19 protein-coding genes, 11 tRNA genes and 6 rRNA genes are annotated in these 22544 nt (G+C 43.2%); 34 read left to right on the top strand and 2 right to left on the bottom strand.

Features of this window, described 5'->3' with window-relative positions; all coding sequences use genetic code 11:
• The 16 genes from LS41612_RS22400 to LS41612_RS22330 all read left to right on the top strand — a co-directional run bounded on the left by LS41612_RS22400 (position 1) and on the right by LS41612_RS22330 (position 7645).
• Positions 1-324, top strand: a complete 324-nt coding sequence (locus LS41612_RS22400; protein WP_024362674.1) for a phage baseplate plug family protein — start codon at positions 1-3, stop codon at positions 322-324.
• Positions 317-1117 (top strand): phage protein, encoded by an 801-nt coding sequence (locus LS41612_RS22395; RefSeq protein WP_024362675.1) that lies wholly within the window; start codon positions 317-319, stop codon positions 1115-1117. The genes LS41612_RS22400 and LS41612_RS22395 overlap by 8 nt, the downstream gene beginning before the upstream one ends.
• Entirely contained in the window at positions 1114-1578 is a 465-nt protein-coding gene (locus LS41612_RS22390; protein WP_024362676.1) for a Gp138 family membrane-puncturing spike protein, read from the top strand. Before LS41612_RS22395 ends, LS41612_RS22390 begins: the two co-directional genes overlap by 4 nt.
• A complete protein-coding gene (locus LS41612_RS22385) occupies positions 1578-1931 on the top strand; it encodes a contractile injection system sheath initiator (protein WP_024362677.1) in 354 nt (117 codons plus the stop codon). Before LS41612_RS22390 ends, LS41612_RS22385 begins: the two co-directional genes overlap by 1 nt.
• Positions 1918-3099, top strand: a complete 1182-nt coding sequence (locus LS41612_RS22380; RefSeq protein WP_029747236.1) for a baseplate J/gp47 family protein — start codon at positions 1918-1920, stop codon at positions 3097-3099. The genes LS41612_RS22385 and LS41612_RS22380 overlap by 14 nt, the downstream gene beginning before the upstream one ends.
• The gene (locus LS41612_RS22375) at positions 3092-3733 is read left to right on the top strand and encodes a DUF2612 domain-containing protein (protein ID WP_024362679.1); all 642 of its coding nucleotides are present in this window, start codon (positions 3092-3094) and stop codon (positions 3731-3733) included. Before LS41612_RS22380 ends, LS41612_RS22375 begins: the two co-directional genes overlap by 8 nt.
• A 15-nt stretch (positions 3734-3748) precedes the next feature.
• Complete coding sequence (locus LS41612_RS22370) at positions 3749-4072, top strand: hypothetical protein (protein WP_024362680.1); 324 nt, start codon at positions 3749-3751, stop codon at positions 4070-4072.
• Positions 4073-4678 carry a hypothetical protein gene (locus LS41612_RS22365; protein WP_024362681.1) on the top strand — a complete coding sequence of 202 codons (606 nt, stop codon included), beginning with the start codon at positions 4073-4075 and terminating at the stop codon, positions 4676-4678. It begins immediately after the preceding gene.
• Entirely contained in the window at positions 4675-4899 is a 225-nt protein-coding gene (locus tag LS41612_RS22360; RefSeq protein WP_024362682.1) for a hypothetical protein, read from the top strand. The genes LS41612_RS22365 and LS41612_RS22360 overlap by 4 nt, the downstream gene beginning before the upstream one ends.
• Before the next feature lies 1 nt (position 4900).
• A complete protein-coding gene (locus LS41612_RS23265) occupies positions 4901-5062 on the top strand; it encodes a hypothetical protein (protein WP_158694871.1) in 162 nt (53 codons plus the stop codon).
• A 132-nt stretch (positions 5063-5194) separates the two neighbouring features.
• Positions 5195-5599, top strand: a complete 405-nt coding sequence (locus tag LS41612_RS22355; protein ID WP_158694870.1) for a phage holin family protein — start codon at positions 5195-5197, stop codon at positions 5597-5599.
• On the top strand, positions 5596-6279 hold the full coding sequence (locus LS41612_RS22350; RefSeq protein ID WP_024362684.1) for a peptidoglycan recognition protein family protein: 684 nt from the start codon (positions 5596-5598) through the stop codon (positions 6277-6279). The genes LS41612_RS22355 and LS41612_RS22350 overlap by 4 nt, the downstream gene beginning before the upstream one ends.
• Before the next feature lie 119 nt (positions 6280-6398).
• Positions 6399-6668 carry a YolD-like family protein gene (locus LS41612_RS22345; protein WP_024362685.1) on the top strand — a complete coding sequence of 90 codons (270 nt, stop codon included), beginning with the start codon at positions 6399-6401 and terminating at the stop codon, positions 6666-6668.
• A 15-nt stretch (positions 6669-6683) separates the two neighbouring features.
• Positions 6684-7025, top strand: coding sequence for a YolD-like family protein (locus LS41612_RS22340; RefSeq protein WP_051147739.1), 342 nt, complete (start codon positions 6684-6686; stop codon positions 7023-7025).
• On the top strand, positions 7018-7386 hold the full coding sequence (locus tag LS41612_RS22335; protein ID WP_024362687.1) for a YhjD family protein: 369 nt from the start codon (positions 7018-7020) through the stop codon (positions 7384-7386). The genes LS41612_RS22340 and LS41612_RS22335 overlap by 8 nt, the downstream gene beginning before the upstream one ends.
• Positions 7367-7645, top strand: coding sequence for a hypothetical protein (locus LS41612_RS22330; RefSeq protein WP_024362688.1), 279 nt, complete (start codon positions 7367-7369; stop codon positions 7643-7645). The genes LS41612_RS22335 and LS41612_RS22330 overlap by 20 nt, the downstream gene beginning before the upstream one ends.
• Positions 7646-7705: 60 nt before the next feature.
• Here LS41612_RS22330 and LS41612_RS22325 read toward each other — a convergent pair whose 3' ends face one another.
• Entirely contained in the window at positions 7706-8356 is a 651-nt protein-coding gene (locus tag LS41612_RS22325; protein ID WP_024362689.1) for a hypothetical protein, read from the bottom strand.
• A 253-nt stretch (positions 8357-8609) separates the two neighbouring features.
• On the opposite strand from LS41612_RS22325, the gene lysS reads away from it, so the two are divergent.
• The 18 genes from lysS to rrf (LS41612_RS22235) all read left to right on the top strand — a co-directional run bounded on the left by lysS (position 8610) and on the right by rrf (LS41612_RS22235) (position 21682).
• Complete coding sequence (gene lysS / locus LS41612_RS22320) at positions 8610-10103, top strand: lysine--tRNA ligase (RefSeq protein ID WP_024362690.1); 1494 nt, start codon at positions 8610-8612, stop codon at positions 10101-10103.
• A 550-nt stretch (positions 10104-10653) separates the two neighbouring features.
• Positions 10654-12205 (top strand): 16S ribosomal RNA (locus tag LS41612_RS22315).
• Between the two features lie 180 nt (positions 12206-12385).
• Positions 12386-15313, top strand: a 23S ribosomal RNA gene (locus LS41612_RS22310).
• Positions 15314-15429: 116 nt separating this feature from the next.
• Positions 15430-15545, top strand: a 5S ribosomal RNA gene (gene rrf / locus LS41612_RS22305).
• A gap of 10 nt (positions 15546-15555) precedes the next feature.
• Positions 15556-15631 (top strand) — tRNA-Val (locus LS41612_RS22300).
• A 3-nt stretch (positions 15632-15634) separates the two neighbouring features.
• Positions 15635-15710: transfer RNA gene (locus tag LS41612_RS22295), tRNA-Thr, on the top strand.
• A gap of 6 nt (positions 15711-15716) precedes the next feature.
• Positions 15717-15792, top strand: a tRNA-Lys gene (locus LS41612_RS22290).
• 23 nt (positions 15793-15815) lie between these two features.
• Positions 15816-15900: transfer RNA gene (locus tag LS41612_RS22285), tRNA-Leu, on the top strand.
• Positions 15901-15948: 48 nt separating this feature from the next.
• Positions 15949-16023, top strand: a tRNA-Gly gene (locus LS41612_RS22280).
• 5 nt (positions 16024-16028) lie between these two features.
• A tRNA-Leu gene (locus tag LS41612_RS22275) sits at positions 16029-16117 on the top strand.
• A 13-nt stretch (positions 16118-16130) separates the two neighbouring features.
• Positions 16131-16207 (top strand) — tRNA-Arg (locus LS41612_RS22270).
• A gap of 9 nt (positions 16208-16216) precedes the next feature.
• A tRNA-Pro gene (locus LS41612_RS22265) sits at positions 16217-16293 on the top strand.
• Positions 16294-16313: 20 nt separating this feature from the next.
• Positions 16314-16389 (top strand) — tRNA-Ala (locus LS41612_RS22260).
• 147 nt (positions 16390-16536) lie between these two features.
• Positions 16537-18088 (top strand): 16S ribosomal RNA (locus LS41612_RS22255).
• 96 nt (positions 18089-18184) lie between these two features.
• Positions 18185-18261: transfer RNA gene (locus LS41612_RS22250), tRNA-Ile, on the top strand.
• A gap of 13 nt (positions 18262-18274) precedes the next feature.
• Positions 18275-18350 (top strand) — tRNA-Ala (locus tag LS41612_RS22245).
• Positions 18351-18571: 221 nt separating this feature from the next.
• Positions 18572-21499, top strand: a 23S ribosomal RNA gene (locus LS41612_RS22240).
• A 67-nt stretch (positions 21500-21566) separates the two neighbouring features.
• Positions 21567-21682 (top strand): 5S ribosomal RNA (gene rrf, locus LS41612_RS22235).
• The 16S, 23S and 5S rRNA genes sit together here with 11 tRNA genes alongside, the layout of an rRNA operon.
• A gap of 81 nt (positions 21683-21763) precedes the next feature.
• Here rrf (LS41612_RS22235) and LS41612_RS22230 read toward each other — a convergent pair.
• Positions 21764-22435, bottom strand: coding sequence for a LytR/AlgR family response regulator transcription factor (locus tag LS41612_RS22230; RefSeq protein ID WP_024360815.1), 672 nt, complete (start codon positions 22433-22435; stop codon positions 21764-21766).
• Between the last annotated feature and the right edge of the window lie 109 nt (positions 22436-22544).

Raw genomic sequence — 22544 nt, 5'->3', positions numbered from 1 at the left:
ATGCTTGACTTTGAATATATAGAAATAGAAAAAGCGCTCATTCCCTATCGATTCGAGGTGGAACTGGGCGCTGAATTATTTATAATCGAAATTCGATACAATGATTTACACGATTACTTCACGCTAGACCTACAAAAGGATGGAGAGATGTTAGTCCAAGGTGAAAAGCTTGTTTATGCTATGCCTTTATTTAATGAAGTGTTCGATAATCGCTTTCCAGCACCGAATATTATTCCAATTGATCCATCAAGTAAAGAAACTCGTGTGACATTTGCAAATTTGAATAAAACAGTATTTTTAAAGTTGGTGAACAACAATGAGTAAATTATTTAAACGATATGTAGAGGTCGTAACAGGCAATTTAAAGTTTAATAATACAGATTTAGACATTGAGTTTGAAGTACCTTTTGATGATGATTTGGAGCCAAACATCAGTGAAATCACTATCTACAATTTATCAGAATCAACTAGGAATAAATTAAAACGCGGTGAGGTCATTTCAATAACTGCTGGCTATGTTGAGGACAAAGGGTTAATTCTTAATGGTCGAATAAATAGCATTACTACAACGCCATTAGGAGCAGATAGAGCAACAGTTATAAAAGTTATAGACACTTATTCTTTCAATGTAAAAAAGACTTTGCAACGGTCTTATAAAGGCAAAATAAAAGCTGATGCTATCATTAAGGATTTGGTTAAAGCTCTAGGGTTGAAAGTGGCCGTACTTAAATTACCGAAAAACAAATTGTATGATAAAGGCTTTTCTATTAACGGAGAGATATTCAAAAAAATACAAGATGTTGCGAATGATTGTGGAGCGTCTGCTTACATTTCTAGACAACAAACATATATTAGGCCAATTACAGAAGGTGATAACCACCGATTCATTCTTAGTCCTGATACAGGTCTTGTTGATTCACCAGAATATTTTGAAACTGAACGTAAAGGTATAGTAATGAAAGGTTATAAAGCAAAGTCATTGTTACAACACCGAATGAATACAGCGTCAATCATCGAACTTCAATCAATCGTTACAAAAAGCAAAGTGCGTGTGAAAAAAGGTAAGCATATTTGCAAAGGTAACTCATTCTACACAGAAGTGGAGGCGATACTATGACGAATATGACCGAGTTTTTTAAAACGCTTCAACATGGAGTATATATGAACTTAAATACAGCCATGCCTTGTAAAGTCCTTGCTTATGATGAAACTAAACGAAGAGCTAAGATACAGCCATTATTCAAAGTGAAAGAATATGGACAAGATGAAAGTTCTTTGGCTCCTATCGAAAATGTACCAGTGCTTTTCCAACGTTATAAAGTGCATAATAATCAACCAATTCCTATAACAACAGATACTGCACCTCATCCGCAATATACAGGTACAGGTGAGCATGTGCATAATGAAATAACTTTTACAGAATCAGTTGAAATGATTCCAGACTTAAAAAATGGCGATATAGTTCAAGTGATATTTAACCAGCGAGCTATAGATGAAGCACAAAACGGACAAAATGTTTATCCAGGAACAGCAAGAATGTTTGATATTCACGATGCAGTAATAGTGGGGGTGTTTTAGTGAAAACATTAGCACTATTAAACGGAGACTTACTTTTTGAAAATGGTGATTTCAAGTTAGATGAAGGTGAAAAAGAGGTCGCACAGTGTATTGCTATATCATTAGGTACTAACTTGAAAGAGTGGTTCTTAAATGAGGCAGCAGGACTTGATTTTAAACGTGTATTAGAAAAATCAACGAAAGATGAAGCGAGAGCAGAGGTTATGCGTGTGCTTTCTCAAGAAGAACGGATTAGTGAAATAAACAGTGTAAAAATAAACGATGCTAACAGAATTCGTGTGATTGTTTATAGTGTGACACTAATAGATGGCACCGTTTTAAATGAAGAGGTGGTTATAGATGGCGCTGGATAAGACAGGTTTTAAAAGAAAAACATACAGCGAATTAGTTGATAGTATGTCAGCTAAAGCAAAAGAAAAGTTTGGTGCGGATGCTAATACTACAGAACGGTCAGTATTGGGTATTATCATTCGCATTATGGCGTGGTTTTTCTCACTGCTTTGGCAAGATACAGAAGATGTTTACCATAGTGCTTATCGAAAGACCGCAGAAGGTAATCAATTAGACATGTTGCTTCCGTATGCAGGTATAACACGAAATTTAGCTGATTTTTCTTATGGACAAATTGAAGTTATTGGCACACCTAACCACTTTATCGAAAGTGGTTTTTTAGTGTCTACAGAAAACGATATTTATTTTGAAACACTGTATGATTTAACACTTAATGAAGAAGGTAAAGGTTTAGTAGATATAGTGGCCTATGAAATTGGCGCAAGGGGCAATGTTGGAGCAAATACGATTACTCAAATAGTAAATCCTGATGCAGACATTATACGTGTAAATAACCCTTTAAAAACCAACGGTGGACGAGAAAAAGAAACCGATGCAGAGGCTAGAGAACGAGCTGATATTACTGTCGAAGGTATTGGCTCGGCTACAACAGCAGCAATACGCACCAATCTATTAAAAATTTCAAGTATCCGAGCAGCAAAGGTTATTGAAAATTATAAAGATGAGGTAGACCAATACGGTACACCACCTAGGTCAATTCAAGCTTTTGTACTAGGTGGCAGTGATGAAGAAATAGCAAAGGCAATACATGAAAAGAAAGCTGGAGGGATACAACCTTATGGCACAACTTATGTTGATGTTCTTGATTTGAGTGGGGAAGTAAAACAAATCGGATTTACAAGAGCTAATGAAGTAAATGTATATATCAAAGTGAATGTTATAACCAATACATCATTTACATCTAACGGAGTTAATCAAATCAAAACAGCGCTTATCAAATATGTTGGAGGCACAGATGCTAATAACAATACTTACGCTGGTTTAAACATGGGTGACGATGTAGTAGTGTCTCGTTTAATCGCAAAAACATACAGCGTTGATGGCATAGAGGATGTAATTGTTGAAGTATCAAATGACGGAATTAATTACAGCGACTCAAACGTGATAATCGGATTGCAGGAAGTTGCTCAAACACACTTCAATCACATTGAGGTGACAATTAATGTTTAGTACAAAATCAATCGTTAAAAAATTCGCGGATTACTTTGATAAAACGCCAGATTCTAATATTTCTAAACTAATGAGTATCTTTGCAACAGAGGCACAAGAGGTCAAAGATACTAACGACCGTATAAGACAATGGCGCAACATAGACGACGCTGAAGGTGTAGGACTTGATTTGATTGGTCAAAACGTAAATCAACCGCGTGGTGTAGCTAATGACGAAGTATATCGAATACTATTGAAGTCGAAAATAGCTAGAAATCTAAGTGATGGAACGATTGATACTATTATACAGGTCTTAGCTATTGCATTATCAGTAGAGCCTAAAATGATAAAAATAAAAGAGAAGTGGAATGATCCTTTAGAACCTGAACCAGCAGCGATTAAAGTTATCGAGCTACCACTTACAAAATTGAATGAGGCAGGCCTAGACCCGACTAATTTTGTTCGAATTGTTCAACGTACAGTAGCCGCAGGAGTGAAGGTCGGAGTAATCGAACTTACTGGTACTTTTGAATTTGGTGATATAACTAACTCAATCGACAACAACAAAGGTTTAGGAGACATAAACAACGAGGTTATAGGGGGTTATTACGGTGCTGTCTATACACCTTCCCAAGATAATGAATTACCTATTTAAGGAGCGTGAGACATTATGGTAAATGAATTACCAATATGGCTAAATCAAGGCGTAGAACCGCCAGAAAGTTTAAAAACTACAGGGTGGCAACCAGGTATGAAGCCATCAGCGCAACATATGAATTGGCTTTTTAATCGTATCTATTTGGCTATTAATCATCTTATAGAAAACGGTGATGTGTCAGCATTAGAACAACTAGTAAATAGCTTGAAACAAAATCTTAACAATCATCTTGATGATCCTATGCCTCATAAATTTTTCGACAATGGCAAGTGGTATAGGTGGGGATTCCGAACCGTAGATGGAGAGCCAGAATTTATTTATGAGGAGGTCTTGTAGATGGATGTATTGAAAGTAGCTACAAAAACATTACAGTTAGCGATAAAAACTGCTATCGAGGGCGTTCGTGGTGTTGTGGATGGAATTAACATAAAACAAAATGAATTAGCGCAAAGTGTGGAAAACGTAAATGCCAATGTTGGAAGAATGGACTCGCCATTCGAAGTAGGAAAATTGTTGCCATTTCAAATTGCACAATATGTACAAGGAATAGGTGACCTAAAATGGATTTCTGTTTATAAGGTAAGTGGTGCTGGACTGTTAGATCTTGCAATCTCGTATACGAGTTATGGTTCTGGTATAAGTATAGTGGTGGACGGGGTTACATTAGTTAAAACACCAGCCCTATTGCCTAGTGTACAAGGTGTATCACCAAGTGGTGAATATTTATCTCCATCTGGAACTTCTATGGTAACACATATAAATAGTTCGAGTTTGGCAGCTGTAGTAACAAATTCAGGTACTTACGCTCCTGATACGTCAAGCGGAATAGGCATGTTGTGGATTAACAGACCAATAAAATTTAAAAACTCATTAGAGATATTCGTTACTGGGGCAACAAGTCAACAAGTCAGCTACAGGATTCAGGGAGGTATATTTGTATGAGTAATATTTTACGTGAATACAATAAGGATGGGTATCATGTTATTGAATACACTAAAGACGGCGCAACGGCGTCAGCGATTGCTCATGTGTTAATAAATGAATTTGTACCCGATTCAACACCAATCGAACCACAACCAACAGTTGAAGAAATGCAGGCTCAAACATTATTAAACACTGAATACCTAGTATCTCGTAGTGAGCTAGGATTGGGAGGAAACTAAAATGACAGTATTTGAAATATGTATGTTTTTAATTGAGCGTAAACGTTATGAGCAGGCTGCTATGCAGAATAAAGTGAATGTTTTTTACGCTAATAACCAATTGAAAGATGAGGAATATACACAGCTATTAAAAGAAATTGACTCACAGCAAACGCAAGCATAGGCTTAGCGTTATTTTTTATGCAATTTTTAGCGTTGTGAGAGCAATCGAGATGGGCAACGGTACATGTTACTGATTCTCGATGTTTCTCATGGCGCTAGTTTATTTATAAAAAGGGCAAAGGATGGTGTATTAATGGAAAGATTTTTTGTATCAGTATTAGGAGGAGCTTTATCGTTTTTAATTGGGGGTTGGGGGCTATTGCTAACGGTTCTATTAGTATTTAACATCCTTGATTTTTTAACCGGTATGGCTGCCAATTGGGGAGCTATTAATAGTAAACGAGGCTACCAAGGCATTATTAAAAAGGGCATGATGTGGGTTTGGATAGTAGTGGCTAACTTAATTTATTTAGTGCTTCTAGACCAAGGCTTTTCAATTGGTCAAATTATTCCCGATGCTGTAGCGATTTTATTTATCTTAAACGAAATTGTGAGCTTAGGTGAAAATAGTGCCAAATTGGGTTTGGACATGCCAGGACCAGTAAAACGTGCGTTAGAAATTTTTAATAATCATGAAAAAGAGGGTGAAAGCAAATGAGTTACATTTTCATACAAAACCTATTGCCTTCCAGTAAGTATCCTATAAAAACGCCTTATTCTATGACACCGCAGTACATTACGGTACACAATACCGCAAATGATGCTTCTGCAAGCAACGAAATTAAATACATGATTACCAACAACAATCAGGTATCCTATCATGTTGCTGTTGATGATAAACAAGTAATTCAAGCAATCCCATTTAACCGTAACGCTTGGCATTGTGGGGATGGACAGAGCAACGGTAATCGTAAATCAATTGGTATTGAAATTTGTTATAGCAAAAGTGGTGGTGCCCGTTATGCTGCCGCAGAGGAAAACGCTGTACAGTATATAGCGAAACTACTTAAAGAGTATGGTTGGGGCATTGAGCGAGTTAAAAAACATCAAGATTGGAACGGAAAGTACTGTCCGCATCGAATACTAAGTGAAAACCGCTGGAATAGCTTCTTAAAACGAATTGAAGAAGCAATGAAGCCGAAAAATACAATTCAACAAAAGGAGGAACCAAAAGTGCCAAACACACTAACATCAACAGCTAAAGAGGATTTAAAAGGATTGTTAAAAGAAACGTATCAAAAAGGAATTTTGAAGGTGGACCATAGCGAAAGAGTTGGTTCAATGACTGATGGTGAAGCTTTAGGATTACTCATTTCGGTTGTAAAACGGACATTATAAGTTGTAAAAATACCAGGCAACCACAAAAACTTGTGAGCCTGGTATTTTTTTATTGCCAAAAACAGAACGTTAGTTCTATAATATATACAAACAAACGTTCTTGTGGAGGGGGATTTAAAATGGCAAAAACTAAAACACCTACTAAAAAGAAAGAACCAAAACACCCAGAGAGAGATGAATTTGATTTAGAGGAAATCGCAAACGTATTAACTGAAGCAATGGGTGAAAAACAGATCAAAGCCTTTAGTATCTATAAACGTGATGAACCTTTAGAAGGTACAGTTGCAAACATGGACGCTAACACAAAATTAATCCACATAAAAGACAGATATATGGGCATCCATAAAGTACATTTTTTAGATATTTTAAAAGTATCTGATGTTGAATAATTGTGGAGTGTGATTATGATGTTAAATGACCGTGGAAATATGAAATGGACAGCATTAATGTTGCCAGAACATTTAGTTCAGCTCAAGGAGTGGAAAAAGGAGCAGTTTTACGAAAAAAAGCGCGAGTTGACTGAATGGGAGCTTGAAGAAATTGAACAAACAATCCAACGAGCTTTCAAAATGCAAAAGCTAATTAAGCTCACACTTTGGAAAAGCCAAAAGTTATATGATGAAATTGGAAAGATTACTGGGGCAGATATTTATAAAAAGGAGTTACTTTTAGATTCTGACCTATCAATCAAGCGTATTACCTTTGATATGATACAAAAAGCGTTATTGGTAGACGACGATGATTAAGCCTGATGAGCGCAGAAATGTACATGAATTTATCCTATTAGATATGGCAGTAAAATCGTTGCAGAATGATTACGATGCACTAGGAAATCTAAAGATGTCAGTAGTTTATATAAAAATAGTTGATGACCTATTAAAAAATATAAGAAGCGATTATTTCAATAAAAAACGCATGTTAGCTAAACAAAAAATCGAAGTGGTGAAATGGATTCACATTGACCAATATTTTAGTGATGTGGTTTTAAAAACCCCTGGCGAAGATGTTGAATTACGTTATGCAAAGCAAGCGTTAAAAACCCAGACAGAAGATTTGATATTTAAGTACTTAAAGGAGATAAATAATAATGCCGATTCTAAGAACTAGTTCTGTTCAAATATTATTTGGAGATGGAGATATAGGTGTTCGTATAGTTGGAAATAAAAAGCTAAAAACAGGTGCTGTTCAATTTACTAAGATTGACCCTGTACCGATTGGCACAGAATTAGAAAAAGATGAAAAGTTAAGTTTGTATGATGCTCCTGTTACGTTTGGTTTTAATAAAGTTGAGAGTTTAGATGTAGTAATTAATCAATTATTAAAATTAAGAAATATAATAGCTGGTGAAGAAGAAGTCGAAAGGTAAACAATATAGAAGAATCGAGCAAAAAAGTCACTCATTTGATAAATAATGAGTGACCCGATTTTATTTCTTATTTACCTCGAATTTTTGAATAATATTTTCGCCTTGGTTATCCATTTTAGAATTTATAGGTGCATCAATTCGAATTTCAATATTTTTTAAATCTTCAACCTTCGAATTTTTTAAAACATACACATTATAACCTTCTTGTTTTACTTGTCCGAGATAATCACCTTCTATATGTTCAGATAGAATCATATCAGGTTCTAATTGTTCTTTTGTATTTGTAATGATGGTTGCTTGCCCAAGATAAAAACTCATATCCTCTGTAGATGTATTTTCACCATTCATAAAGATTGTAATTAAATTCACTTCTTCTCCTACCGAAACACTGAATAAATCAGCAGCTTCTTCAGTTTTTGGAGTTAGTTTCTTCAACACTACCTCTTCAATATTGTATTTCAATGGTCCAGATTGTCCGCTAATATTTAATTCTTCGGAATAAGTATCCATACCTTTAATGTCTTTATCTTCATATTCATTATCTTCTTTTTTATCTGCATCTTTTTTCTCTTCTTTAGATGTATCTGTCTTTTCTTCAGTAGATACAGCAGTTTCTTCTTTAGGTTTATCCTCTTTTGCCGAATCCGTACCACACCCTACTAAGCCTAAACTTAATACTAGCGCTGCGCTAAAAATTAAAGTTTTCTTCATTGTAAAGTAGTCTCCTTTGCGTGTATATGTTCTATTAAATTGTATCAATATTGGAAAGTGTTGTCAGTAACAAATAAATAATGATGCCGAAACGATGCCATAAACAAATTACAATCAATTTCAGCAAAAAACAAAACTCTGTTGTATACTTATTAAGTATTGTTATATTTGAAACAGATTACAATCAAATACATTAACAAACCGCGGTGTTAGATGGACGTAAACGCGGACAATTTAATAAGGAGTGAAATAAGTGTCAAACATAGAAGAGTTAAATGATCAGCTATTGGTGAGACGTCAAAAAATGACTGCTATTCAAGAGAACGGTCAAGATCCATTCGGTAGTCGATTTGAGCGTACACATCTTTCTACAGAAGTGCGCGAACAATTTGCAGATCAAACAAAAGAACAGCTAGAAGAAAACCTACAAGAAGTGATTATCGCAGGTCGTATTATGACAAAGCGCGGTAAAGGGAAAGCTGGCTTTGCACATATTCAAGATTTAGGTGGACAAATTCAAATTTACGTTCGTCAGGATCATGTTGGTGAAGAAGCTTATGACTTATTTAAACAAGCTGACCTTGGTGATATCGTAGGTGTACGTGGTAACGTATTCCGTACGCAAGTGGGAGAACTTTCAGTGAAGGCTGAAGGGTTTACGTTCCTAACAAAAGCGCTACGTCCTATGCCTGAAAAATTCCATGGCTTACAAGATGTAGAACAACGATACCGTCAACGTTATTTAGATTTAATGACAAACGAAGATAGCAAAAAAACATTTATTACGCGTTCTAAAATTATCCGTGCAATTCGTAACTATTTAGATAATGCAGGCTACTTAGAAGTAGAAACACCAATGCTTCATACAATTGCCGGTGGTGCAGCGGCTCGTCCGTTCATTACTCACCATAATGCACTTGATATGGAATTATACATGCGTATTGCTATCGAATTGCACTTAAAACGTTTAATCGTGGGTGGACTAGAAAAAGTTTATGAGATTGGCCGTGTATTCCGTAACGAAGGTATCTCAACTCGTCACAATCCGGAGTTCACAATGATTGAACTGTACGAAGCATATGCAGACTACAAAGATATCATGTCATTAACAGAAAACTTAATTGCCCATGTAGCACAAGAAGTTCTTGGCACAACATCCGTACAATACGGTGAAGATGAAATCAACCTTGCTGTAGGTTGGAGACGTGTTCATATGGTAGATGCGGTTAAAGAAGCTACAGGCGTTGATTTCTGGCAGCCAATGACGAAGGAACAAGCGCAAGCACTTGCAAAAGAACACGGGGTAGAAGTCAAAGCTGCGCATGAAGTCGGTCATATTATTAATGAATTCTTCGAGCAAAAAATAGAAGAAACACTAGTACAGCCAACTTTTGTATTCGGTCATCCTGTAGAAATCTCTCCTTTAGCGAAGAAAAATCCAGAGGACGAGCGTTTCACAGATCGTTTTGAGCTGTTTATCGTACGTCGTGAGCATGCGAATGCATTCACAGAGCTTAATGATCCAATCGATCAACGTGAACGCTTTGAAGCGCAACTAGCTGAGAAAGAAGCGGGCAATGACGAAGCACACGAAATGGATAATGACTTTATTGAAGCTTTAGAATTCGGTATGCCGCCAACAGGTGGATTAGGTATTGGTATTGACCGTCTAATCATGCTTCTTACAAACTCACCATCAATTCGTGATGTACTATTATTCCCAACAATGCGCCACATAACGAAATAATAATTAAAAAGGAGATCCTTGTTGAAAAGGGTCTCTTTTTTTATTGAGAAATGACAAAAACAGAGGTATAGTAATAACAATGTTTTCAAAGCAAGAATAATTGTAAAAACATCGTAGCTAGAAACTACTAATAATAGCTTACTAATGACGTTTTTTTAAAGAAATAATATTTTTGCAGAAAAACACTTGCAGAGATCTTAGAATCGTGATAAATTATTACTTGTCGCTAAGACGACGCAACATTAAGTATCACAAACTTCTTAAATAACGACCGCGAAAAAATGTTGACAACAACATTCGAAAGTGGTAAGATTTAAAAGTTGTCACTTCTTAAAGAAATAAAATATTTTAAAAAGTTGTTGACAGCTAAGTTTGAAAATGGTATTATATAAAAGTTGCTGAAACGAACAGCAACAAAATGAACCTTGAAAACTGAACAAGCAAAACGTAATCAATATAGTTTTTATTAGCTAACTTCGTTAGTGAACGAAACAAAATTTTGGACATCAAAATTGATGCCAGCAAAACAATTTGAGCTAATCAAATTTCTTTTATGGAGAGTTTGATCCTGGCTCAGGACGAACGCTGGCGGCGTGCCTAATACATGCAAGTCGAGCGAACAGAGAAGGAGCTTGCTCCTTTGACGTTAGCGGCGGACGGGTGAGTAACACGTGGGCAACCTACCCTATAGTTTGGGATAACTCCGGGAAACCGGGGCTAATACCGAATAATCTTTTGTCCCTCATGGGACAATACTGAAAGACGGTTTCGGCTGTCGCTATAGGATGGGCCCGCGGCGCATTAGCTAGTTGGTGAGGTAACGGCTCACCAAGGCAACGATGCGTAGCCGACCTGAGAGGGTGATCGGCCACACTGGGACTGAGACACGGCCCAGACTCCTACGGGAGGCAGCAGTAGGGAATCTTCCACAATGGGCGAAAGCCTGATGGAGCAACGCCGCGTGAGTGAAGAAGGATTTCGGTTCGTAAAACTCTGTTGTAAGGGAAGAACAAGTACAGTAGTAACTGGCTGTACCTTGACGGTACCTTATTAGAAAGCCACGGCTAACTACGTGCCAGCAGCCGCGGTAATACGTAGGTGGCAAGCGTTGTCCGGAATTATTGGGCGTAAAGCGCGCGCAGGTGGTTTCTTAAGTCTGATGTGAAAGCCCACGGCTCAACCGTGGAGGGTCATTGGAAACTGGGAGACTTGAGTGCAGAAGAGGATAGTGGAATTCCAAGTGTAGCGGTGAAATGCGTAGAGATTTGGAGGAACACCAGTGGCGAAGGCGACTATCTGGTCTGTAACTGACACTGAGGCGCGAAAGCGTGGGGAGCAAACAGGATTAGATACCCTGGTAGTCCACGCCGTAAACGATGAGTGCTAAGTGTTAGGGGGTTTCCGCCCCTTAGTGCTGCAGCTAACGCATTAAGCACTCCGCCTGGGGAGTACGGTCGCAAGACTGAAACTCAAAGGAATTGACGGGGGCCCGCACAAGCGGTGGAGCATGTGGTTTAATTCGAAGCAACGCGAAGAACCTTACCAGGTCTTGACATCCCGTTGACCACTGTAGAGATATGGTTTTCCCTTCGGGGACAACGGTGACAGGTGGTGCATGGTTGTCGTCAGCTCGTGTCGTGAGATGTTGGGTTAAGTCCCGCAACGAGCGCAACCCTTGATCTTAGTTGCCATCATTTAGTTGGGCACTCTAAGGTGACTGCCGGTGACAAACCGGAGGAAGGTGGGGATGACGTCAAATCATCATGCCCCTTATGACCTGGGCTACACACGTGCTACAATGGACGATACAAACGGTTGCCAACTCGCGAGAGGGAGCTAATCCGATAAAGTCGTTCTCAGTTCGGATTGTAGGCTGCAACTCGCCTACATGAAGCCGGAATCGCTAGTAATCGCGGATCAGCATGCCGCGGTGAATACGTTCCCGGGCCTTGTACACACCGCCCGTCACACCACGAGAGTTTGTAACACCCGAAGTCGGTGAGGTAACCTTTTGGAGCCAGCCGCCGAAGGTGGGATAGATGATTGGGGTGAAGTCGTAACAAGGTAGCCGTATCGGAAGGTGCGGCTGGATCACCTCCTTTCTAAGGATATTTTCGGAATACAAACCTTGGGTTTGTAAGATTACGTTTTGCGTTCAGTTTTGAAGGTTCATCATTACGATGAAATACTTCAAAATTTGTTCTTTGAAAACTGGATAAAACGACATTGAAATTGTAACAAACACATTTATTTTTTTAAGTTTTTTATAGGCTTAATAACTAGGTTAAGTTATTAAGGGCGCACGGCGAATGCCTTGGCACTAGGAGCCGAAGAAGGACGGCACTAACACCGATATGCTTCGGGGAGCTGTAAGTGAGCTTTGATCCGGAGATTTCCGAATGGGGGAACCCACTACGTTTAATCGCGTAGTATCTTGACGTGAATACATAGCGTCTTGAAGGCAGACCCAGGGAACTGAAACATCTAAGTACCTGGAGGAAGAGAAAGAAAAATCGATTCCCTGAGTAGCGGCGAGCGAAACGGGAAGAGCCCAAACCAAGAGGCTTGCCTCTTGGGGTTGTAGGACACTCTATACGGAGTTACAAAGGAATGAGTTAGATGAAGCGACTTGGAAAGGTCCGCCAGAGCAGGTAAAAGCCCTGTAGTCGAAAGTTCATTCCCTCCAGAGTGGATCCTGAGTACGGCGGAACACGTGAAATTCCGTCGGAATCCGGGAGGACCATCTCCCAAGGCTAAATACTACCTAGTGACCGATAGTGAACCAGTACCGTGAGGGAAAGGTGAAAAGCACCCCGGAAGGGGAGTGAAAGAGATCCTGAAACCGTGTGCCTACAAGTAGTTAGAGCCCGTTAATGGGTGATAGCGTGCCTTTTGTAGAATGAACCGGCGAGTTACGATTACGTGCGAGGTTAAGCTTTAGAAGGCGGAGCCGCAGCGAAAGCGAGTCTGAATAGGGCGAATTAGTACGTGGTCGTAGACCCGAAACCAGGTGATCTACCCATGTCCAGGGTGAAGGTGAGGTAACACTTACTGGAGGCCCGAACCCACGCACGTTGAAAAGTGCGGGGATGAGGTGTGGGTAGCGGAGAAATTCCAATCGAACTTGGAGATAGCTGGTTCTCTCCGAAATAGCTTTAGGGCTAGCCTCGTGATGAGAATACTGGAGGTAGAGCACTGTTTGGACTAGGGGGCCATCCCGGTTTACCGAATTCAGACAAACTCCGAATGCCAGATATTTATACACGGGAGTCAGACTGCGAGTGATAAGATCCGTAGTCAAAAGGGAAACAGCCCAGACCACCAGCTAAGGTCCCAAAGTAATCGTTAAGTGGAAAAGGATGTGGCGTTGCACAGACAACCAGGATGTTGGCTTAGAAGCAGCCATCATTTAAAGAGTGCGTAATAGCTCACTGGTCGAGTGACGCTGCGCCGAAAATGTATCGGGGCTAAACGATTCACCGAAGCTGTGGATTGACATCTACGATGTCAGTGGTAGGAGAGCGTTCTAAGTGCGTTGAAGTCAGACCGGAAGGACTGGTGGAGCGCTTAGAAGTGAGAATGCCGGTATGAGTAGCGAAAGACGGGTGAGAATCCCGTCCACCGTATGACTAAGGTTTCCTGAGGAAGGCTCGTCCGCTCAGGGTTAGTCGGGACCTAAGCCGAGGCCGATAGGCGTAGGCGATGGACAACAGGTTGATATTCCTGTACCACCTCCTCACCGTTTGAGAAATGGGGGGACGCAGTAGGATAGGGTAAGCGCGCCGTTGGTTGTGCGCGTCCAAGCAGTAAGGCGTGTGTGTAGGCAAATCCGCACACTGTAACGTTGAGCTGTGATGGCGAGTCCGTATGGACGAAGTTCCTGATTTCACACTGCCAAGAAAAGCCTCTATCGAGGTGAGAGGTGCCCGTACCGCAAACCGACACAGGTAGTCGAGGAGAGAATCCTAAGGTGTGCGAGAGAACTCTCGTTAAGGAACTCGGCAAAATGACCCCGTAACTTCGGGAGAAGGGGTGCTCTTGAGCGTGCAAGCGCATGAGAGCCGCAGTGAATAGGCCCAGGCGACTGTTTAGCAAAAACACAGGTCTCTGCAAAACCGTAAGGTGACGTATAGGGGCTGACGCCTGCCCGGTGCTGGAAGGTTAAGAGGAGTGGTTAGCGCAAGCGAAGCTGCGAATTGAAGCCCCAGTAAACGGCGGCCGTAACTATAACGGTCCTAAGGTAGCGAAATTCCTTGTCGGGTAAGTTCCGACCCGCACGAAAGGCGTAACGATCTGGGCACTGTCTCAACGAGAGACTCGGTGAAATTATAGTACCTGTGAAGATGCAGGTTACCCGCGACAGGACGGAAAGACCCCGTGGAGCTTTACTGTAGCCTGATATTGAATTTTGGTACAACTTGTACAGGATAGGTAGGAGCCAGAGATCTCGGAGCGCCAGCTTCGAAGGAGGCGTCGGTGGGATACTACCCTGGTTGTATTGAAATTCTAACCCATGCCCCTTAGCGGGGCAGGAGACAGTGTCAGGCGGACAGTTTGACTGGGGCGGTCGCCTCCTAAAAGGTAACGGAGGCGCCCAAAGGTTCCCTCAGAATGGTTGGAAATCATTCGTAGAGTGTAAAGGCACAAGGGAGCTTGACTGCGAGACCTACAAGTCGAGCAGGGTCGAAAGACGGGCTTAGTGATCCGGTGGTTCCGCATGGAAGGGCCATCGCTCAACGGATAAAAGCTACCCCGGGGATAACAGGCTTATCTCCCCCAAGAGTCCACATCGACGGGGAGGTTTGGCACCTCGATGTCGGCTCATCGCATCCTGGGGCTGTAGTCGGTCCCAAGGGTTGGGCTGTTCGCCCATTAAAGCGGTACGCGAGCTGGGTTCAGAACGTCGTGAGACAGTTCGGTCCCTATCCGTCGTGGGCGTAGGAAATTTGAGAGGAGCTGTCCTTAGTACGAGAGGACCGGGATGGACACACCGCTGGTGTACCAGTTGTCTTGCCAAAGGCATCGCTGGGTAGCTATGTGTGGACGGGATAAGTGCTGAAAGCATCTAAGCATGAAGCCCCCCTCAAGATGAGATTTCCCATTACGCAAGTAAGTAAGATCCCTCAAAGACGATGAGGTAGATAGGTTCGAGGTGGAAGTGTGGTGACACATGGAGCTGACGAATACTAATCGATCGAGGACTTAACCAAAAAAGTTTGAAACATTCAATGAACGTTTATCCAGTTTTGAAAGAACAAGCGAGTTTTTAAAAAAAAGCTTGTAATTATAATAATTTATGTTATAATGAATCTTGTCTTTTAAATAGTCTAGTGATGATGGCAAAGAGGTCACACCCGTTCCCATACCGAACACGGAAGTTAAGCTCTTTAGCGCCGATGGTAGTTGGGGGCTTCCCCCTGTGAGAGTAGGACGTCGCTAGGCATAATACCCAGGAGGATTAGCTCAGCTGGGAGAGCATCTGCCTTACAAGCAGAGGGTCGGCGGTTCGAGCCCGTCATCCTCCACCATATGCCGGTTTAGCTCAGCAGGTAGAGCAACTGACTTGTAATCAGTAGGTCGTGGGTTCGATTCCTATAGCCGGCACCATTTTTTGAGCCATTAGCTCAGTTGGTAGAGCATCTGACTTTTAATCAGAGGGTCGAAGGTTCGAGTCCTTCATGGCTCACCATTTTTAATTGCCAACAATAAAATGCGGGTGTGGCGGAATTGGCAGACGCACTAGACTTAGGATCTAGCGCCGCGAGGCGTGGGGGTTCGACTCCCTTCACCCGCACCATTTTATTTGAATTTATATAATTGCCAGGATAAATAATCTTATGCACATGCGGAAGTAGTTCAGTGGTAGAACACCACCTTGCCAAGGTGGGGGTCGCGAGTTCGAACCTCGTCTTCCGCTCCAAATGTGCCGGGGTGGCGGAACTGGCAGACGCACAGGACTTAAAATCCTGCGGTAGGTGACTACCGTGCCGGTTCGATTCCGGCCCTCGGCACCATTTTTAATATTTAGCGCCCGTAGCTCAATTGGATAGAGCGTCTGACTACGGATCAGAAGGTTGTGGGTTCGACTCCTGCCGGGCGCGCCAATAAATGAACGGGAAGTAGCTCAGCTTGGTAGAGCACTTGGTTTGGGACCAAGGGGTCGCAGGTTCGAATCCTGTCTTCCCGACCATTTCCTAAAATATACTTTATGGGGCCTTAGCTCAGCTGGGAGAGCGCCTGCCTTGCACGCAGGAGGTCAGCGGTTCGATCCCGCTAGGCTCCACCATTTTTATATTTATATATGAACCTTGAAAACTGAACAAGCAAAACGTAATCAATATAGTTTTTACTAGCTAACTTCGTTAGTGAACGAAACAAAATTTTGGACATCAAAATTGATGCCAGCAAAACAATTTGAGCTAATCAAATTTCTTTTATGGAGAGTTTGATCCTGGCTCAGGACGAACGCTGGCGGCGTGCCTAATACATGCAAGTCGAGCGAACAGAGAAGGAGCTTGCTCCTTTGACGTTAGCGGCGGACGGGTGAGTAACACGTGGGCAACCTACCCTATAGTTTGGGATAACTCCGGGAAACCGGGGCTAATACCGAATAATCTTTTGTCCCTCATGGGACAATACTGAAAGACGGTTTCGGCTGTCGCTATAGGATGGGCCCGCGGCGCATTAGCTAGTTGGTGAGGTAACGGCTCACCAAGGCAACGATGCGTAGCCGACCTGAGAGGGTGATCGGCCACACTGGGACTGAGACACGGCCCAGACTCCTACGGGAGGCAGCAGTAGGGAATCTTCCACAATGGGCGAAAGCCTGATGGAGCAACGCCGCGTGAGTGAAGAAGGATTTCGGTTCGTAAAACTCTGTTGTAAGGGAAGAACAAGTACAGTAGTAACTGGCTGTACCTTGACGGTACCTTATTAGAAAGCCACGGCTAACTACGTGCCAGCAGCCGCGGTAATACGTAGGTGGCAAGCGTTGTCCGGAATTATTGGGCGTAAAGCGCGCGCAGGTGGTTTCTTAAGTCTGATGTGAAAGCCCACGGCTCAACCGTGGAGGGTCATTGGAAACTGGGAGACTTGAGTGCAGAAGAGGATAGTGGAATTCCAAGTGTAGCGGTGAAATGCGTAGAGATTTGGAGGAACACCAGTGGCGAAGGCGACTATCTGGTCTGTAACTGACACTGAGGCGCGAAAGCGTGGGGAGCAAACAGGATTAGATACCCTGGTAGTCCACGCCGTAAACGATGAGTGCTAAGTGTTAGGGGGTTTCCGCCCCTTAGTGCTGCAGCTAACGCATTAAGCACTCCGCCTGGGGAGTACGGTCGCAAGACTGAAACTCAAAGGAATTGACGGGGGCCCGCACAAGCGGTGGAGCATGTGGTTTAATTCGAAGCAACGCGAAGAACCTTACCAGGTCTTGACATCCCGTTGACCACTGTAGAGATATGGTTTTCCCTTCGGGGACAACGGTGACAGGTGGTGCATGGTTGTCGTCAGCTCGTGTCGTGAGATGTTGGGTTAAGTCCCGCAACGAGCGCAACCCTTGATCTTAGTTGCCATCATTTAGTTGGGCACTCTAAGGTGACTGCCGGTGACAAACCGGAGGAAGGTGGGGATGACGTCAAATCATCATGCCCCTTATGACCTGGGCTACACACGTGCTACAATGGACGATACAAACGGTTGCCAACTCGCGAGAGGGAGCTAATCCGATAAAGTCGTTCTCAGTTCGGATTGTAGGCTGCAACTCGCCTACATGAAGCCGGAATCGCTAGTAATCGCGGATCAGCATGCCGCGGTGAATACGTTCCCGGGCCTTGTACACACCGCCCGTCACACCACGAGAGTTTGTAACACCCGAAGTCGGTGAGGTAACCTTTTGGAGCCAGCCGCCGAAGGTGGGATAGATGATTGGGGTGAAGTCGTAACAAGGTAGCCGTATCGGAAGGTGCGGCTGGATCACCTCCTTTCTAAGGATATTTTCGGAATACAAACCTTGGGTTTGTAAGATTACGTTTTGCGTTCAGTTTTGAAGGTTTATAACTAACTTTATAAAACTTCCAAGAGGGCCTATAGCTCAGCTGGTTAGAGCGCACGCCTGATAAGCGTGAGGTCGATGGTTCGAGTCCATTTAGGCCCACCATATATAACCTCTTGGGGCCTTAGCTCAGCTGGGAGAGCGCCTGCCTTGCACGCAGGAGGTCAGCGGTTCGATCCCGCTAGGCTCCACCAATTTTTATTTGTTCTTTGAAAACTGGATAAAACGACATTGAAATTGTAACAAACACATTTATTTTTTAATTAAGTTTTTTAGGCTTAATAACTGATAATAGGGTTTCAAGACACAAGCAGTTCTAGGAAGCGAATGAGTGAATGAAGGAGCGTACTTACGTACGTGACTGATTGAACGAGAGAAGCTGACAACGAAATGCGCAGTGGATTGGAAGCCGATAGGTTAAGTTATTAAGGGCGCACGGCGAATGCCTTGGCACTAGGAGCCGAAGAAGGACGGCACTAACACCGATATGCTTCGGGGAGCTGTAAGTGAGCTTTGATCCGGAGATTTCCGAATGGGGGAACCCACTACGTTTAATCGCGTAGTATCTTGACGTGAATACATAGCGTCTTGAAGGCAGACCCAGGGAACTGAAACATCTAAGTACCTGGAGGAAGAGAAAGAAAAATCGATTCCCTGAGTAGCGGCGAGCGAAACGGGAAGAGCCCAAACCAAGAGGCTTGCCTCTTGGGGTTGTAGGACACTCTATACGGAGTTACAAAGGAATGAGTTAGATGAAGCGACTTGGAAAGGTCCGCCAGAGCAGGTAAAAGCCCTGTAGTCGAAAGTTCATTCCCTCCAGAGTGGATCCTGAGTACGGCGGAACACGTGAAATTCCGTCGGAATCCGGGAGGACCATCTCCCAAGGCTAAATACTACCTAGTGACCGATAGTGAACCAGTACCGTGAGGGAAAGGTGAAAAGCACCCCGGAAGGGGAGTGAAAGAGATCCTGAAACCGTGTGCCTACAAGTAGTTAGAGCCCGTTAATGGGTGATAGCGTGCCTTTTGTAGAATGAACCGGCGAGTTACGATTACGTGCGAGGTTAAGCTTTAGAAGGCGGAGCCGCAGCGAAAGCGAGTCTGAATAGGGCGAATTAGTACGTGGTCGTAGACCCGAAACCAGGTGATCTACCCATGTCCAGGGTGAAGGTGAGGTAACACTTACTGGAGGCCCGAACCCACGCACGTTGAAAAGTGCGGGGATGAGGTGTGGGTAGCGGAGAAATTCCAATCGAACTTGGAGATAGCTGGTTCTCTCCGAAATAGCTTTAGGGCTAGCCTCGTGATGAGAATACTGGAGGTAGAGCACTGTTTGGACTAGGGGGCCATCCCGGTTTACCGAATTCAGACAAACTCCGAATGCCAGATATTTATACACGGGAGTCAGACTGCGAGTGATAAGATCCGTAGTCAAAAGGGAAACAGCCCAGACCACCAGCTAAGGTCCCAAAGTAATCGTTAAGTGGAAAAGGATGTGGCGTTGCACAGACAACCAGGATGTTGGCTTAGAAGCAGCCATCATTTAAAGAGTGCGTAATAGCTCACTGGTCGAGTGACGCTGCGCCGAAAATGTATCGGGGCTAAACGATTCACCGAAGCTGTGGATTGACATCTACGATGTCAGTGGTAGGAGAGCGTTCTAAGTGCGTTGAAGTCAGACCGGAAGGACTGGTGGAGCGCTTAGAAGTGAGAATGCCGGTATGAGTAGCGAAAGACGGGTGAGAATCCCGTCCACCGTATGACTAAGGTTTCCTGAGGAAGGCTCGTCCGCTCAGGGTTAGTCGGGACCTAAGCCGAGGCCGATAGGCGTAGGCGATGGACAACAGGTTGATATTCCTGTACCACCTCCTCACCGTTTGAGAAATGGGGGGACGCAGTAGGATAGGGTAAGCGCGCCGTTGGTTGTGCGCGTCCAAGCAGTAAGGCGTGTGTGTAGGCAAATCCGCACACTGTAACGTTGAGCTGTGATGGCGAGTCCGTATGGACGAAGTTCCTGATTTCACACTGCCAAGAAAAGCCTCTATCGAGGTGAGAGGTGCCCGTACCGCAAACCGACACAGGTAGTCGAGGAGAGAATCCTAAGGTGTGCGAGAGAACTCTCGTTAAGGAACTCGGCAAAATGACCCCGTAACTTCGGGAGAAGGGGTGCTCTTGAGCGTGCAAGCGCATGAGAGCCGCAGTGAATAGGCCCAGGCGACTGTTTAGCAAAAACACAGGTCTCTGCAAAACCGTAAGGTGACGTATAGGGGCTGACGCCTGCCCGGTGCTGGAAGGTTAAGAGGAGTGGTTAGCGCAAGCGAAGCTGCGAATTGAAGCCCCAGTAAACGGCGGCCGTAACTATAACGGTCCTAAGGTAGCGAAATTCCTTGTCGGGTAAGTTCCGACCCGCACGAAAGGCGTAACGATCTGGGCACTGTCTCAACGAGAGACTCGGTGAAATTATAGTACCTGTGAAGATGCAGGTTACCCGCGACAGGACGGAAAGACCCCGTGGAGCTTTACTGTAGCCTGATATTGAATTTTGGTACAACTTGTACAGGATAGGTAGGAGCCAGAGATCTCGGAGCGCCAGCTTCGAAGGAGGCGTCGGTGGGATACTACCCTGGTTGTATTGAAATTCTAACCCATGCCCCTTAGCGGGGCAGGAGACAGTGTCAGGCGGACAGTTTGACTGGGGCGGTCGCCTCCTAAAAGGTAACGGAGGCGCCCAAAGGTTCCCTCAGAATGGTTGGAAATCATTCGTAGAGTGTAAAGGCACAAGGGAGCTTGACTGCGAGACCTACAAGTCGAGCAGGGTCGAAAGACGGGCTTAGTGATCCGGTGGTTCCGCATGGAAGGGCCATCGCTCAACGGATAAAAGCTACCCCGGGGATAACAGGCTTATCTCCCCCAAGAGTCCACATCGACGGGGAGGTTTGGCACCTCGATGTCGGCTCATCGCATCCTGGGGCTGTAGTCGGTCCCAAGGGTTGGGCTGTTCGCCCATTAAAGCGGTACGCGAGCTGGGTTCAGAACGTCGTGAGACAGTTCGGTCCCTATCCGTCGTGGGCGTAGGAAATTTGAGAGGAGCTGTCCTTAGTACGAGAGGACCGGGATGGACACACCGCTGGTGTACCAGTTGTCTTGCCAAAGGCATCGCTGGGTAGCTATGTGTGGACGGGATAAGTGCTGAAAGCATCTAAGCATGAAGCCCCCCTCAAGATGAGATTTCCCATTACGCAAGTAAGTAAGATCCCTCAAAGACGATGAGGTAGATAGGTTCGAGGTGGAAGTGTGGTGACACATGGAGCTGACGAATACTAATCGATCGAGGACTTAACCAAAAAAGTTTGAAACATTCAATGAACCGTTTATCCAGTTTTGAAAGAACAATCTTTCAATTAAATACTGTCTAGTGATGATGGCAAAGAGGTCACACCCGTTCCCATACCGAACACGGAAGTTAAGCTCTTTAGCGCCGATGGTAGTTGGGGGCTTCCCCCTGTGAGAGTAGGACGTCGCTAGGCAAATAAAAACCTGAGAATTTATTCTCAGGTTTTTTTGTGTCAATATTTGAACAGCTGCAGAAGGCAGCTGTTTTTATTTTGTTAAAATTCTAGCGCATTACGTAGGTTATTAAGATAGGATTGGCTGACAGGTAATTCTGTACCATCTTTTAAAGTAACAATGAAATTCGAAGTAAGATCACGCGCCATTTTTTTTATGAAATGAATATTCACTATATAGGATCTATGAATGCGTATAAAAAACGGAGGTAAACGCATTTGTAATTCTTTAAGTGTAATACTTGTTTTAAATTGTTCCTTTTCTACATAAAACCAAGTTTTTTTCTGAAGGCTCTCAATATAAGAAATTTTATCGATTACTACAGGGGTCCATTCTTCTTCCTGTTTCCCTGTTAAAAATTGATAAGGCTCCAATTTCTGTGCAGTAAAAGTTGAAGGTAAAACAACTACTAATGCTGCTGGCGTATCCTGAATATGTACTGGGTAGCCAATACCATAATAGGGTGTACCAAATAGAGTATTATCTAATATTGCGTCTGTACGTTTATTTGTACGCAATACTTGCTCTGCAATACTGCCTGGTTCAACTTGCCGTCCTATTTCTAAATGAATACCATGATATCCAGAGTTAAAGTAAATATAGGAGTTCTCTACAGCAATGGCGATGGACGAGTTAGGTGGAATCCAGTCTTGTAACATCGTAATAAATTGTTGTGCAATACTTTTTTGTACAGCATTGATTTCATTTTTCATTGTGAATAGCCCCCTTGTTTGTAAACAGTTTACCAAATTTTGTCGCTTAAAAAAGCGGTTTCATCATCAAAATTTGGTCTTTTATCAAAAAATAGTGAAAATTCAGATG

The organism is Lysinibacillus sphaericus (assembly GCF_002982115.1).
Taxonomy (GTDB): domain Bacteria; phylum Bacillota; class Bacilli; order Bacillales_A; family Planococcaceae; genus Lysinibacillus; species Lysinibacillus sphaericus.
This window is presented reverse-complemented; position numbering and strand designations above follow the sequence as displayed.

Coding starts and splice junctions, on each gene's coding strand:
- LS41612_RS22350 (WP_024362684.1), top strand. CDS start 5,596: ATGAGTTACATTTTCATACAAAACCTATTGCCTTCCAGTAAGTATCCT.
- LS41612_RS22340 (WP_051147739.1), top strand. CDS start 6,684: ATGATGTTAAATGACCGTGGAAATATGAAATGGACAGCATTAATGTTG.
- LS41612_RS22395 (WP_024362675.1), top strand. CDS start 317: ATGAGTAAATTATTTAAACGATATGTAGAGGTCGTAACAGGCAATTTA.
- LS41612_RS22365 (WP_024362681.1), top strand. CDS start 4,073: ATGGATGTATTGAAAGTAGCTACAAAAACATTACAGTTAGCGATAAAA.
- LS41612_RS22390 (WP_024362676.1), top strand. CDS start 1,114: ATGACGAATATGACCGAGTTTTTTAAAACGCTTCAACATGGAGTATAT.
- LS41612_RS22360 (WP_024362682.1), top strand. CDS start 4,675: ATGAGTAATATTTTACGTGAATACAATAAGGATGGGTATCATGTTATT.
- LS41612_RS22345 (WP_024362685.1), top strand. CDS start 6,399: ATGGCAAAAACTAAAACACCTACTAAAAAGAAAGAACCAAAACACCCA.
- LS41612_RS22355 (WP_158694870.1), top strand. CDS start 5,195: ATGGAAAGATTTTTTGTATCAGTATTAGGAGGAGCTTTATCGTTTTTA.
- LS41612_RS22400 (WP_024362674.1), top strand. CDS start 1: ATGCTTGACTTTGAATATATAGAAATAGAAAAAGCGCTCATTCCCTAT.
- LS41612_RS22370 (WP_024362680.1), top strand. CDS start 3,749: ATGGTAAATGAATTACCAATATGGCTAAATCAAGGCGTAGAACCGCCA.
- LS41612_RS22375 (WP_024362679.1), top strand. CDS start 3,092: ATGTTTAGTACAAAATCAATCGTTAAAAAATTCGCGGATTACTTTGAT.
- LS41612_RS22380 (WP_029747236.1), top strand. CDS start 1,918: ATGGCGCTGGATAAGACAGGTTTTAAAAGAAAAACATACAGCGAATTA.
- LS41612_RS22325 (WP_024362689.1), bottom strand. CDS start 8,356: ATGAAGAAAACTTTAATTTTTAGCGCAGCGCTAGTATTAAGTTTAGGC.
- LS41612_RS22230 (WP_024360815.1), bottom strand. CDS start 22,435: ATGAAAAATGAAATCAATGCTGTACAAAAAAGTATTGCACAACAATTT.
- LS41612_RS22330 (WP_024362688.1), top strand. CDS start 7,367: ATGCCGATTCTAAGAACTAGTTCTGTTCAAATATTATTTGGAGATGGA.
- LS41612_RS22335 (WP_024362687.1), top strand. CDS start 7,018: ATGATTAAGCCTGATGAGCGCAGAAATGTACATGAATTTATCCTATTA.
- LS41612_RS23265 (WP_158694871.1), top strand. CDS start 4,901: ATGACAGTATTTGAAATATGTATGTTTTTAATTGAGCGTAAACGTTAT.